The sequence below is a fragment of the Guopingia tenuis genome (assembly GCF_014384805.1).
Classification (GTDB): Bacteria; Bacillota; Clostridia; order Christensenellales; family Christensenellaceae; genus Guopingia; species Guopingia tenuis.
The window spans coordinates 103,880-117,526 of the sequence record NZ_JACRSS010000002.1 but is presented as its reverse complement, the minus strand read 5'-3'; the positions used below and the strand labels follow the sequence as shown (position 1 = coordinate 117,526).

The 13,647-nt window shown below is 55.6% G+C and carries 11 protein-coding genes; 6 read left to right on the top strand and 5 right to left on the bottom strand.

All coding sequences use genetic code 11. The annotated features are described in order from the left end of the window. Positions 1 to 44: 44 nt before the first annotated feature. Together H8693_RS05700 and H8693_RS05695 are read right to left on the bottom strand one after the other, a co-directional pair. The gene (locus tag H8693_RS05700) at positions 45 to 1,616 is read right to left on the bottom strand and encodes a TrpB-like pyridoxal phosphate-dependent enzyme (RefSeq protein WP_249280189.1); all 1,572 of its coding nucleotides are present in this window, start codon (positions 1,614 to 1,616) and stop codon (positions 45 to 47) included. A 682-nt stretch (positions 1,617 to 2,298) separates the two neighbouring features. Further along, positions 2,299 to 2,814, bottom strand: a complete 516-nt coding sequence (locus tag H8693_RS05695) for a DUF6125 family protein (RefSeq protein ID WP_249280188.1) — start codon at positions 2,812 to 2,814, stop codon at positions 2,299 to 2,301. Between the two features lie 186 nt (positions 2,815 to 3,000). On the opposite strand from H8693_RS05695, the gene H8693_RS05690 reads away from it, so the two are divergent. From H8693_RS05690 to H8693_RS05680, 3 genes are all read left to right on the top strand, one after another. Next, positions 3,001 to 3,840, top strand: a complete 840-nt coding sequence (locus H8693_RS05690) for a ParB/RepB/Spo0J family partition protein (protein WP_178619113.1) — start codon at positions 3,001 to 3,003, stop codon at positions 3,838 to 3,840. Between the two features lie 144 nt (positions 3,841 to 3,984). Continuing rightward, complete coding sequence (locus H8693_RS05685) at positions 3,985 to 4,767, top strand: ParA family protein (RefSeq protein ID WP_407926345.1); 783 nt, start codon at positions 3,985 to 3,987, stop codon at positions 4,765 to 4,767. Positions 4,768 to 4,771: 4 nt separating this feature from the next. Next, a complete protein-coding gene (locus H8693_RS05680) occupies positions 4,772 to 5,629 on the top strand; it encodes a ParB/RepB/Spo0J family partition protein (protein WP_249280187.1) in 858 nt (285 codons plus the stop codon). 402 nt (positions 5,630 to 6,031) lie between these two features. On the opposite strand, the gene H8693_RS05675 is transcribed toward H8693_RS05680, so the two are convergent. From H8693_RS05675 to H8693_RS05665, 3 genes are all read right to left on the bottom strand, one after another. Next, positions 6,032 to 6,862, bottom strand: a complete 831-nt coding sequence (locus tag H8693_RS05675; RefSeq protein ID WP_249280186.1) for a pentapeptide repeat-containing protein — start codon at positions 6,860 to 6,862, stop codon at positions 6,032 to 6,034. A gap of 195 nt (positions 6,863 to 7,057) precedes the next feature. Beyond that, positions 7,058 to 7,762 (bottom strand): CvpA family protein, encoded by a 705-nt coding sequence (locus H8693_RS05670; RefSeq protein WP_178621956.1) that lies wholly within the window; start codon positions 7,760 to 7,762, stop codon positions 7,058 to 7,060. 17 nt (positions 7,763 to 7,779) lie between these two features. Continuing rightward, on the bottom strand, positions 7,780 to 8,916 hold the full coding sequence (locus tag H8693_RS05665) for a DUF5711 family protein (RefSeq protein ID WP_249280185.1): 1,137 nt from the start codon (positions 8,914 to 8,916) through the stop codon (positions 7,780 to 7,782). Between the two features lie 361 nt (positions 8,917 to 9,277). Between H8693_RS05665 and dapF the strand changes: the two genes are divergently transcribed. The 3 genes from dapF (at position 9,278) to H8693_RS05650 (ending at position 13,386) form a co-directional block, all read left to right on the top strand. Then, the gene (dapF, locus tag H8693_RS05660; RefSeq protein ID WP_249280184.1) at positions 9,278 to 10,105 is read left to right on the top strand and encodes a diaminopimelate epimerase; all 828 of its coding nucleotides are present in this window, start codon (positions 9,278 to 9,280) and stop codon (positions 10,103 to 10,105) included. A gap of 65 nt (positions 10,106 to 10,170) precedes the next feature. Continuing rightward, positions 10,171 to 11,490 (top strand): CCA tRNA nucleotidyltransferase, encoded by a 1,320-nt coding sequence (locus H8693_RS05655; protein ID WP_249280183.1) that lies wholly within the window; start codon positions 10,171 to 10,173, stop codon positions 11,488 to 11,490. A 1,002-nt stretch (positions 11,491 to 12,492) separates the two neighbouring features. Continuing rightward, entirely contained in the window at positions 12,493 to 13,386 is an 894-nt protein-coding gene (locus H8693_RS05650) for an alpha/beta fold hydrolase (protein WP_249280182.1), read from the top strand. Positions 13,387 to 13,647 lie beyond the last annotated feature (261 nt).

Genomic DNA, 13,647 nt, shown 5'->3' with positions numbered 1-13,647 from the left:
GGAGCGCCAACTCCGGCTGTGATTCCATCCGGGATTTTCAGCTGTTATATATTATTTTGGACGTGCGGAACAGAAAATGTTTCACATGAAACATTTTGTCCGGTGCAGATGGAAGGAAGTCTATGCCGCACGCGCCGGGCCGAAGGAGTAAAAAAAGACCGGGATAATTCCGGTCTTTTTGTTTGCCGCATTGTTTCATGTGAAACAATAATCTTGGTCTTTTTGCGAAAAGGTTGTTTATTCCTGAATCCCGGAACCTTGGGCAGGGAGGCGAAGCCCTTTTCCAGCTGTTCATCCGAGGGGATCACATCGGTCATAGCGCCCGAGAGATAGGAGGAATACGCCGTCATATCAAAATATCCGGTTCCTGTGAGGCCGAAGAGGATGGTCTTCTGCTCGCCGGATTCCTTGCATTTTAGGGCCTCGTCGATTGCCGCGCGGATAGCATGGGCGGACTCGGGGGCGGGCAGGATGGTTTCCTTCTTGGCAAACAGAACGGCCGCCTCAAACACCTTGCTTTGCTCCACGCTGACCGCTTCCATGTAGCCATCGTGATACAGCTTGGAAAGGATGGGGGACATGCCGTGGTACCGCAGGCCGCCCGCATGGTTGGCGGAAGGAATGAAGCCGCAGCCCAGTGTATACATCCGCGCCATGGGGGTGATGCGCCCGGTATCACAGAAGTCATAGGCGTATCTGCCCCGGGTGAGCGAAGGGCAGGAGGCCGGTTCCACGGCGATGATCCGGGGATTGGCCTTGCCCGTAAGCTTATCCTGCATGAAGGGTGCGATGAGGCCCCCCAGGTTGGAGCCGCCGCCGGCGCAGCCCACGATAATATCCGGATATTCGTCCAGCTTCTCCATAGCCAGCTTGCTTTCCAGGCCGATGACCGACTGGTGCAGCAACACCTGGTTCAAAACGCTTCCCAGAACATATCGATACCCTTCTGTGGTTACGGCTTTTTCCACAGCCTCGGAAATAGCGCAGCCCAGGCTGCCGGTGGTTCCGGGATGTTCCTCCAGGATTTCGCGCCCGGCGTTGGTGGTGTTGCTGGGGGATGGGATTACCTCACCGTCAAAGACCTGCATGACGGCCTTGCGGAAAGGCTTTTGCTCATAGGACACCTTCACCATATAGACCGTGAGGGGAAGGCCGAAATACGAGCAGGCCTCGCTGAGTGCCGTGCCCCACTGGCCCGCGCCGGTTTCGGTGGTAAGCCCTTTGAGCCCCTGCTTTTTTGCATAATAGGCCTGAGCGACGGCGGAGTTCAGCTTGTGGCTGCCGGAGGTGTTGTTTCCCTCAAATTTATAATAGATTTTTGCCGGTGTATCCAGTGCCTTTTCCAGGTTATAGGCCCGGATGAGGGGCGAAGGGCGATACATCTTATAGACCTCCAGGATTTCCTCCGGAATATCGAAATACCGGGTGGTGGAATCCATTTCCTGCTGCGCCAGCTCGGTGCAGAAGACGGGATAGAGGTCTTCCACTGTGGCTGGCTGCATCGTGGCCGGGTTGATCATGGGATCGGGCTGTTCTTTCATATCGGCCCGCAGGTTATACCACTGGCGGGGAATCTCGTCTTCGGATAAATAGAGTCGATGGGGAATCTTTGTCATTTTACTGCACTCCTTTCGTTTTGTGTTGTCTGCAAATCTTTCGAGGGGAAACAAAAAAGCCTTTGCCCCTTCCTTTGGGACAAAAGCTTTGCTTCTGCGGTACCACCCAAGTTGACGCCAATGCGTCCTCTTGTCGTCACGGTCCCTTCTGAACCGAGCTTCCTTTGTAACAGGTGAAGCTCCCGTCAGGCATTACTGGGCAATTCTGCTGTTCGTCCTGCCCTCATCAGTCCATTCACCAAAACCCCTTGCTGCCGCATTTCCACCATCCGCGGCTCTCTTGAAGCGGGTATCCTGGATACTCCTCTGATTCGTCGGTTTGCGCTTTCTTTTATTGTTATGTAGTATAGCAGGCATGGGGAACCATGTCAAGAAAAAATTTTCTGTATTTTTAAAACATAACGCAAGAAAATTTTATAACGCTTTCCGCCCTCTGGCCGCTTCCGCCGCCGCACTTACAGAAAATTGATTATCCCGAATTAAAAGCAATGGGATTTGCCATGGAATTAGATAAAAAGCAATTCCTCCGGCGGGCGCATGCCCGGGTTTATAAGAGAACAAGGGGGGCTGCCAATCAGAAATTTATGCCTGGCTGCGCGGCAATAAGGGATTTGCCGGGGCTTGTCTATGAAAATAGAGACCGCAAAACAGCCGGAGCGCGGTTTCCTGCGCTGAGCCAGCCCTATTTCAGGGTAAATTTCCAAAGACAGGCGCAGGTATCGTCGGTAACTTCGGGATAGCAGCTCACGCATTCGCAGCAAATGCGGCTGTCAATGGTGCGGGCAAAGCCGGAATACTCCAGGATACCGACGCTTTTGCAGGGATGCAGCGGCATGCCCTTGCGGGTTCGGGCACTCTGGACACGGCAGGAGCCGACCCGATAAAACAACGCATTTCCTTCCATATAGACCGAATCCTGGTTCAGGCGGCCATAAAACCGCAGCTCTAAAGCGCGGCGCAGACCCTCCAGCCCCGGATGCTCGGGAAGCTGCAAAAAGGCCTTGAGCCGGCGCGCTTCAATGACAGTAAACCGTTCCCATGCCGCGGCGTCGTGCTTCATAGCTTCCTCCATGCCATGGGCGGCTTCAACGGACTGGAACCAGACCCCATCCATGGCCAGCCAGTTTTTCGCGTAAATTTCCAACAGTTCCTCCAGCTGCTCCCGGGAGAGGGAGCGCAGAGCCATATCCTTTTTCATTTCCAGATCCCTCCGGGAGAAAGTATAGCACACATGGGAAAAAACCACAATATATGGAATCCTTTATAAATATGCATACATTTTGTGGGTTCTTTTGTCGAACCGGGACTAGTTTTGTAAACCGCAGAGGATTTTGTTTTTTCATCACGAAATAGAAAAGCAAACCGAAAAGGAGACGATGCATTTATGTTGAAATTTACAAAGGCGGCAGCCTTGCGAGATGAAAACCAGCCGGCGGCGCAGGATACCCTGCAGATGATCCCCATTTCCCAAATCCGCCCCAATCCCTATCAGCCGCGGAAATATTTTTCCGACGAAGCCATTCGGGAGCTTTCCAGCTCTATCCGGCAGATTGGGCTATTGCAGCCCATCAACGTCCGGCAGATCGGGCCGGAGCGATATGAGGTGATCGCCGGGGAACGGCGGCTCCGGGCATCCAAGCTGGCGGGACTCACTCATATCAAAGCCATTGTGCGCAATGAGGCATATGATACAGATGTGGCGATGATCGCCATGATCGAGAACCTGCAGCGGGAGAATCTCCATTTTTTTGAGGAAGCAGAGGGCTATCAGAATCTCATCCGGGAGCATCACTTTACCCAGGAGGACCTGGCCCGGCGGCTCTCGAAAAACCAGTCTACCATCGCCAACAAGCTGCGCATTCTGCGCCTGCCCCGGACGGTAAAGGAAAAGATCATGCTCTATGGCCTGACCGAGCGCCATGCCCGCGCCCTTCTGCGGCTGCATAACGAAGAGGCCCAGATGCAGCTGGTGGAACGCATCCGGGAGGAGAATCTTTCGGTGAAGGCGACGGAGGATATTGTGGAAAGCGAACTAAAAAAGCTCTATGGCGAGCTGCCGCCCGAGGCGGGGAGCAACGTCATCCATATGAAATGCAACTATCAGATTTATCTCAACACCATCAAAAAAAGCCTGGAAAAAATCAATTCCCTTGGTGTGCAGACCACGTTTGACTACGCCGATCAGGGCGACTGCTATGAAGTGCGCATCAAGATTATGAAATAAGCTTACGACGACTTTTTCGTCCCCAATACCCCTTGGGAGCCCACCCGGCGTGAAACCCGCGTCCCGTGGGCTCTTTCCATTGTGCCAAAGCCTGGAAAAACAAGTTGTGTTTTGCGCGAAAAATTGCTATCATAGAATAGTATTATGGAGGTAAGCATTTTGGGACGGACACTTGTCATTGCGAACCAGAAGGGCGGCGTTGGAAAGACGACCACGGCCGTCAACGTCAGCGCATGCCTGGCGGATTTGAAAAACCGGGTGCTGCTGGTGGATATCGATCCCCAGGGGAACGCCACGAGCGGCCTGGGCATCGACAAAAAAGGGCTGAAGGCATCCATCTATGATGTGCTCATCAATGGGAAGGATGCGAGAGAGGTGATTTGCCGGACCGGCATTGAAAACCTGTCCCTTTTGCCCTCCAACATCGATCTGGCGGGTGCAGAAGTGGAGATGGTGGCCATGATGGCCCGGGAGACGCTGCTGCGCCGGGCGTTGGAGAGCGTGCGGGAGGAATACGACTTTATTTTGATCGATTCGCCGCCATCTCTGGGGCTTTTGACGCTCAACGCCCTTTCCGCGGCAGATCAGGTGCTGGTTCCCATTCAATGCGAGTTCTATGCCCTGGAGGGCCTTTCCCAGCTGATTAACACGGTGAAGCTGGTGAAGCAGCATCTCAATGGGGCGCTGGAAGTGGAGGGCGTGGTGTTGACCATGTTCGACGCCCGAACGAATCTCTCCATCCAGGTGGTGGAGGAAGTGAAGAAGTTTTTCCGGGGCAAGGTACACCGGGTGATTATCCCCCGCAATGTGCGGCTGGGGGAAGCGCCCAGCCATGGGCTGCCCATCACGCGTTATGACGCAAAATGCATCGGCTCTGAGGCCTATACCGAGCTGGCCCGGGAGATCATGGGGATAGAGGAGGACTAGGAAGTTGAAGGCAAAAGGATTGGGCAGGGGCCTGGGGGCGCTTCTGGGCGACGCAGAAGCCACGATCATTGAAAACCCAAAGGAATCTCTGGAAATCGAGGTTTCCAGGATTGATGTTTGCAAATCGCAGCCCCGCAAAAATTTTGACGAGGAAAAATTAAATGAATTGGCGGCGTCCATCAAGCGCCATGGCGTCATTCAGCCGCTGATTCTCAATAAAAAGGGCAGCCGTTATCAGATCATCGCCGGAGAGCGGCGGTATCGCGCGGCGCGCATCGCGGGACTCAAAACCGTGCCCGCCATAGTGAAGGATATGGAGGCGGGGGAGGTCCTGCAAATTTCGATTATCGAGAACATCCAGCGGGAGAACTTGAACCCCATGGAGGAGGCAATGGCCATTTCCATGCTGATGAAGGAATACGGCTTCACCCAGGAAAAGGTGGCGGAGGCCCTGGGCCGCTCCCGGAGCGCCGTCGCCAATACACTGCGCCTGCTCGTTTTGCCCAAAAGCGTGGCGGAGATGGTGGAGGCAGGGACGCTCAGCGCCGGCCATGCCCGCACGCTGATTCCGCTGAAGGATAAGAAGCTGCTGGAAGCGGCGGCGCGGGAGGTGGCGGAACAGGATATGTCCGTCCGGGAAACCGAAGAATATGTGAAAAAGCTGCTGGCCCCGGAAAAGCCCGCCCCGGCAAAGCCCCGGAAAAACCCGGAATTTGCCCGGGCGGAAAAGGAGCTTTCCGAGGCTATGGAGACAAAGATCCGCCTTTCGGGCAGCCGGGAGCGCGGAAAGCTGATTATCGAGTATTTTTCCGCAGAGCAGCTGGATGGCCTGTATGATTTTCTGATGCAGGCAAAGAAATAGTTTCATGTGAAACAATGGCAAAAGGGGGCCGGTTTTTCCGGGCTCCCTTTTTATGTGGGCCGGAAAAGCACCGGAGGTTCAGAAAAATAGGGCCGAAAAGAGGCGGAAGAAAAACATGTGACATGAAACGGGCTGCTCGCCTATGATGATAAAAAGCGGTAAAAAAGGCAGGGCGGCGGGATTCTTTGCGGGGAAGATGGGGAAGGCAAAGGTTTATATACGGGCGCAAAATGCTTTTTACACCACGCTTTCCAAAGGGAAAAAGCCCGAAACGATATGCCAATAGATGGGATTGCTTTTATGCCGATATGAATGAAAGGACATCTGCAAACTGCCAGAAAATTTCTTTGCTTTTCTCTAAAGAAAGCATCTAAGAGAAAGTGAAATTATAAAAGACCCTGCCTATCTTCCATTCAAACAAAACAGAAGGGCCTGCGGCAGCCGGGTAGTCTCGTCTGTTATCGTCCGGCCGATTTGTCCGGGGGTCAGAAAAAGTGCCTCGGAGAGATCCGCGCCGCGAAAATCCGCCCCCTGGATATCCGCGCCCAGAAAATTGGCGCCCCAAAGGTCGCATCCCTGAAAATCTGCTTGGGCGAGGGAGGATGTGGAAAAGTTCATGCCCCGGGTATCCCAGCCCTGAAAGCACCTGCCAACGCAGTTTGGAGGCCTGCGCCGGGGCTTCCAGGAAAGCTGCCTGCGCAGCATGGACCAGGTCTGGCGCAGAAGGGAATGGGCCCGGAGGAGATATTCCTCCAGATCATAGAGGAAAAAATCCTCCCGGGAAAAACCGCAGAGCGCGAGGCCCTTGGATAAAAGCCGGTTGATGCGGGCCCAAAGTTCCTGAACCGGGAGAAGTGTGCCTGCTTCCGCCAGATACCATAAGGTAAGTTTCAGTCCTTCCCCCAGAAGAAAAGCCCGATAGATTTCCCGGGCTTCATCCGGGGAATCTGCCAGCCGCCAGGAACCCGAGGGGAAAAGACCGCTCACCATCTGCCCCGCCCCCAGGCAGTGATAGGTTTCGCATCCAAAGAGACCGCGCGCAGAAAGTTCGGCGTGAATGGTGCAGCGGAAATCCGGCTGCAAAAAGGAGCAGGGCTCGCCGGGCAGGCGTGTTTCCGGGAAACCGTCGGGAATGCTGCGGGCCAGCGCCACGCAGCATAGCCCATAGCAGCTTCGGCAGCGGGGGAGAAATTCCTGCAATATGGCGTCCGGGAGTTCCGCGTGCAGTTTCATAACAAAACACCTCTTTTTTAAAACATTTTTCCCATGAAAGGAGGGCAGGATAAAAACAACAGCTGGGGTGATATAATTTCCATATCTTTGTCATATACAATACCATATTTTTTTCGGCCTGTCAGTGAAAAATGTAAAAAAAGAAGGGATATGGGCTTTTTTTAGCCCACACCCCTTTGAAAGCGAAGAATGCACCTAAATTGTCCCAGAGATCAATCGAAGCACCAGACTTCCTGAATAGAAGATCGAGCTGGTGAAGGAAGAGTTCAAAAGATCGGAAATGGGAGCGATGGGCAGCAGGATCAGCGCCACGGGCACAATGGTGAACATGAGGTGCATGGAGAAAAACCCGCGGACCAGCCCTACGGCGCCGCCCAGCGTATAATCAAAATGACGGAGCTGCGGGAGATCCGAAGAATAGCTTACGGCGTTGGTGATGAGCGTGAGCAGCAGGCGGAGCGCCAGAAACAGGATGAGAATGGCGATGATGTTGATCATCACATTATAAATCGTCGTGTCAAAGTATTCGCCCAGCGTGGTGAGCCCCTGGCTTTCAAAGGCCCGGTTTTTCACGTTGTTGACGATGGCCGTGTCATAAGGTGTGGGCATTTTGGCGTTCGCCATAATGCTCGTGAGCTGGCTTTCCGAGATGCTGGCCACGGGGACACGGACAAGCTCATAATTCCCGATGCGCTCGGCTCCCTCGATATAGAACTTGAGGGAGGAGAAGAAATCCGATCCCACCAGCGCCCGGGAAAGCAGCGGATAGGCGAGAAAGGAGACGATCCAGGAGACAAAAAATCCCCCCAGATTCAGAAGCGAGGGGATGAACCCCCGGTATACGCTGTTGAGAACATAAAGCAGCAGAAGCACAAGGACAACGATATCCAGAATATTCATGAATGAGAAAGCCTCCGTTAGTCAAGATTCATCACATAAAGGGCGGTCTCCGTCCGCAGGAGGACGGTGGAATCCGTGAGGGGCGTGACGCCCGTCAGCGTGAAGTCCAGGGGAATGGTTTTTACAAATTCGCCGCTGGTTTTATAGACATAGACCGTGTCCGCCGAATAGCAGTATACATAGTTCCTGGAAAGCGCAAAATGAAGAATGCCGTCCGGCAGCTGCAAAAGCGTGTCCACTCCGCTCTTGGAGAGCAGACGGACGGTATATTCGCTGCCGTCGGAGGTGCTTCGGGGAGCAAAGGCGAAGAGAATGTCATCCCCGCTCTCGCAGACGGCGACGCATTTGGTTCCATAGATCAGCGTATCCTCGGTTTTGGTCTGCTGGATCGTGTCATAGCTGGCCAGATAGGTGGTCCCGGCCACATACATTTCTGTTCCCAGGAAGCGGACGTCGCTCACCAGCTCGTCATAGATGCTGTATAGCCCGGTCAGGGAATTCTGCGTGGGAACCAGCGTGGTGATCTGGGAAATGGGATAGACGCCGGTCGTGTCCAGCGTGAGATACCAAAGGTTGTCTCCGTCTCCCGAAAAGCCGAATTTCAGGGCTTCGGATGTTTTCAGGTCCACCCGGTTGATCTCCGCGCCCGAGGTGTCAAAGATGCGGATATATTCATGGGCGGTTCCGTTTTCATCAATTTTGCAGAGCATGGCCAGGCTGCTGTTGCCGCAGACTACGTCCATGATCTGAAAGTCCGACTGCGGCACGGTAAACAGCGGATTCTTCTGGGTGTCGATCACCGTGGCGGAGGATTCGTTATAGAGGCAGATGAGCTTGCTGCTCACGGCCAGATCCTGCTGCCCGGCGGAAAATTTGGTGGTCCAGAGAGTCTCGCCCTTTTTATCCGTGCAGTTGAGGGTGGTCCCGGTCAGATAATAGAGGCAGCCATCCTGCTCCAGCACCTTGGTCCCCGGAGAAACCGGGAGGGCAAGAAACTGGGGCGGCGCCTGAAACACATTGGTGAATAACAGGAGAAACAGGAACACCAGGGCAGCCAAAGCCAGAACGCCGCCGCCCAGAAACAGCCAGCGGCGAAGCCCGAACCGGCGCCGGTGCCTGCGCACCCGATAGGATTGTCTTTCGCTATAGGCCATAGAATACCAATACCTGCCTTTAAAAAGTCAAAAAATCAAAAAGATCCTTCCGTATAATATTCTGTAAAAATTTCCAAAATCCTGCAAGGCGAGGATCTTCCCCTATATTCTACCACATACCATCCAGTATGGCGAATAAAAAGAAAAAGTATACAATTTGGAAACAGTCCTCCCGCCGGATTGAAGAGGGATAGAGGGGTATGCTATACTATATATTATAATATAAGTAAAAAAGGACCCTCGCCCCGGGCGCGGGTTTTTGAGGGGGCATGCTTTTGGCCGGCCCCCTATGAAAAAGGGGAGTCGGCTGGAAACGGCCGGCGCCACCGGGTTTTGGCGAAAGCGGAAAGGAGCCGGAAACATGGAAATTACAAAAATGCACGGATTGGGCAACGATTTTATCGTGATCGATAACCGGGAGGGCGCCGCGGGGGATGCGGCTTCTCTGGCTCGCAAGCTCTGCCACCGCCGCCTGGGCGTGGGGGCGGATGGCTTGCTGCTTCTGGAGGATGCCGAGCAGGCAGACGCCCGCATGCGGATTATCAATGCCGACGGTAGCGAGGCCGAAATGTGCGGCAACGGCATCCGCTGTTTTGCCCGGTATTTTCACGACCGCTTTGCTCCCGACCGGGAAGAATATGCCTTTGCAACGCTGGCGGGGATCATGCGCCCCCGGCTGGAGATGAGAGACGGTCGGGTGACGGGCGTGCGGGTGGATATGGGCGCTCCGTCCTTTGATCGGGGAGCGATCCCCATGGCGGGAGAAGGAAGCCCGCTCAACGTCCGGCTGGAGGCCGCCGGTCAAACGGTCACCGCCCACTGCGTCCTCATGGGCGTGCCCCATATGGTGGTGCCCTGTGATTCTGTGGACGATATCGACTTTGCGCATCTGGGCCCGGCTCTGGAAGCCCATCCCCAGTTTCCCCGGAAGATCAATGTGAATTTTGTGGAGCTGACTGGCCCGAACACCGTGCGGGTGCGGACGTGGGAGCGGGGCGCGGGGCCGACGATGGCCTGCGGCACGGGAGCGTGCGCCACGGCGGTGGTATTAAACGAGCTGGGGCTGACCGGCCCGGCGGTGGATATCCAGCTGGAGGCCGGCTGCATGCATATTGAGCGGGCGGCGCAGACCGTCTATATGACCGGCCCGGCGGAATATGTGTTTGTGGGGGAATTGTTATCAAAATAGAGGTTTGCCCGCCTCTTCGGGAGGCGGCGAAAATATTTGAGCGGGCCGGGGCGCGGCTGTATCTTGTGGGGGGCGGAGTCCGAAACGCCCTTCTCGGCCTTCCGGCCACAGATCTCGATATTGCTTCGGCGGCGCTGCCCGGGGAGGTGCTGGCCCTGCCCCTTCCGGGCACGGCAAAGGAGATCAACCGGCGCCTGGGGACGCTGGAGATCACGCTGGACGGTGTGCGCATGGAGCATACCACCTTCCGGCGGGAGAGCTATGGCCCGGGCGGCGGGCATGCGCCCGAGCGGGTGGAAATCGGCGTTTCCATGGAGGAGGATGCCCGGCGGCGGGATTTTTCCGTCAATGCGCTGTATATGGACGTGCTTTCCGGCGAGATTCTGGACCCCACGGGCCGGGGCCTGGCGGATTTGCAGGCCCGGGTTCTCCGGACGACCACGCCCGACCCGGCGGAGATTTTGCGGGACGACGGCCTGCGGCTGCTGCGGCTGGCCCGGTTTTATGGGCAGCTGGGATTCCGGGTGGACGCCGCGCTGGTTCGGGAGGCCCGGCGACAGAAGGGCTTGATCCGGGACGTTTCCCGGGAGCGCATTGCCGGCGAGATGGAAAAGATCCTGCTCTGCGATGTGAAATATGATAAGGTGAGCCGGGTGCATCCCGTGCTGCGGGCGCTGGAGCTGCTCCATGGCACGGGGGTTTTAGAGGAGCTGCTTCCCGAGCTGCGCGCTGCGGAGGGCCTGCCCCAGAAAAAGAAATATCATAAGTATACTGTGCTGCAGCACATTCTTCATACGGTGGCCTGCGCGCCTCCGGAGCTGGTTCTCCGGCTGGCGGCGCTGTTTCACGATGTGGGAAAGCCCGAAGCAGTGGACCGCAATGGGCGGATGCTGGGGCATGACCGCATCGGCGCGCGCATTGCCCGGGAGAGGCTGCCGGAATGGGGATTTTCCCGGGAGATCACCGAAGATGTGGCGGTGCTGGTGGAGCTGCATATGTATGACCTGGCGGGAGAGGCGCGGGAAAGCCGCCTGCGGCGCAAATGCCAGGAGGTGGGCTACCGGCGGTTTTTGCAGCTGGCGGCCCTGAGGGAAGCGGACGTCTGGGGCTCTGGATGGGAAACCGGGCCGGTGGCGACGGCGGAACGGTTTCGGCGGGTTGCGGCCCAAATGCAGGCGGAGGGCGTGCCCATGTCGCTCCGGGATCTGGCGGTGAGCGGCCGAGACCTGATGGAGGAGCTGGGGATTCCCCCTGGCCCCGAGGTTGGAAGGATATTGCGGCAGCTGCTGGTTCTCTGCGCCAACAAGCCTTCCCAGAATACGCGGGAACGCCTTCTTCACGCCGCCTCCCCTCGGCGGGGGGCCATGAGCGAGAAACAGACATAGCGCTACGGCAGAGTTTTGCGGGAAAAGCGGGAAGGCGCACTGCCGCAATGGGGAAATTTCCTCGGCGGCGAGCCATAAGCGGGAAACAGACATAGCGCTACGGCAGAGTCTTGTGGGAAAAGCGGGGAGGGCCCCGCGCAATAGAGAAAACTTCTTGACGGAAAATCGCAAAGGATAAATAGCAAAGGCGCCGATCTCCGGGTTTGAAGAAGAAAATAATCAGCAGTTGCGAAAGAAGACGGGCTTCATCGCCCGAGGCCAACAGAACCTGCAGAAAAAGGTCCATTTTTCAGGCAGAGATATAGTTTCGGCAGCCTGTCTCCCGCGGCAGATAAACGAATGCGCTTCTTGTGCTGTGGAATTGTGTGAACACCGAAGTTCTGAACGTATACCACAAATAACAGACGCATAGGCCAGAGTCAAAAAGATGGTTTGCGGCATGGAAAGAAATTTTGCAAAAACTCCCTGCAAGGGATAAAATTGGAAAAGGCGGGTGGTAGAGAACTCACGCTGTTCTGAGAATCCGGTTTGCGGTCATGACTGCGGAGCCGAGCCGCAACTTCTGGAAAGAAAGGGCAAAAGCGAAAGAGCCGGGCGGGAGAAAATCCGTGCCGCGCAGGGAAACTGGCTTGCGAACACGGTCTCGGCGGTAAGCCGCAACTTCCGGAAAGAAAGGGCAAAAGTGAAAGAGCCGGGCGGGAGAAAATCCGTGCCGCGCAGGGAAACTGGCTTGCGAACACGGTCTCGGCGGTAAGCCGCAATTTCCGGAAAAAGGGCAAAAGTGAAAGAGCCGGGCGGGAGAAAATCCGTGCCGTGCAGGGAAACTGGCTTGCGAACACGGCCGCGGCGCTGAGCCGCCGGAGTGGGGGTTGCGAAAAAAGACGAAATAGGGTAAGATGAAATTGGTCTGCGGCGAAAAGGCCGAAGGGCGGTTTTTCTGCCCGCAGATTACCGGCAGGGGCAGGGCCCCTTTGGAATGTCATAAGGAAGAAGGAAAAAGCAGTGATTACGAGAGTAAAAAGCACGGTTTTCACCAATAAAAAGACGGTGGGGAGCTATGCTAATATCGCGTTTGATACATATGTAGAGCTGGGCGGCGGCAAGGAAGATGTGCTGAGCGTGGAAGCGCGCATGCACTATTTTGAAAGGGGAAGCGGCAAGACGGTACTGCTGCTCCATGGCGCGGCGCAGTCGTATTATACGTTCAAAAACAATCAGGATGTGCTGTCGGAGCATTTTCATGTGGTGATGCCCGACCTGCTCGGGCATGGCTATTCGGACTGCCCGGATATCTCCTATTCGGTGGAGGAATATTCCCTCTCGCTGGAAACATTTTTAAAGACCATCGGCGTGGAAAAGTGTTCGATCATCGCCTTCGGGCAGGCGGCGGCCTATGCCCTGGACTTTGCCAGCTTTAACGGGAATATGGTGGAGGAGATGGTATTCATCCATCCCGGGGCTTTCCGCAACACAAATTTCCCCGGGGCAAAGAGTGTGACCGGGCCTTTCGGCGGCCGCAGCATGGCGAAATTTGCAAAGGAAGCCTTTGTGGCCAAGAGCATGGAAGAAGCATATTTTGACAAAACCATTGTGGATAAGCTGGCTGTAGAGGAATATACCCGCCCCTTCCAAAGCCGGGAGGTGGTGAGCGCGGCGCGGCTGGCGATTATGAATTATGACGAAAGCGAGCTGGCGGGAAAGATTGGCGCGATTGCCAAGCCCATGCTGGTGGTCGAGAGCGTGGACGATCCGATTCACAATGTGGAGGACAGCCAATATCTGACGGCCCATATGAAAGATGCCTATTCCCTTACCATCCGCAACTGCGGCTATTTTCCCCAGGAGGAAAAGCCGGATGCCGTCAACGAGGGAATACTGGAGTTTATCTCCCGGTAGGCATACGGATTCCGCCGAGGTTTTATTGCAAAATAGAACCTCTTTTTTCTCCCTGCTGTTTTCCCGCATAGAGAAAACAGGAGGCAGGCGCTTTTGGGGGGGCGCTCCGGCCTCTATTCCCTATAAAGGGAATGGAGAGAGCCGCTGCGCGCCAGTTTTTTCGTTAGGTAAGCGGGCGATTGTGTCCGCTCCCCGCGGATGCGAAGCATCCGCCGAAAAGTTTTTGGAGTGAGGGTTTTTTGAAGGCCCTGCGGCCTTGTG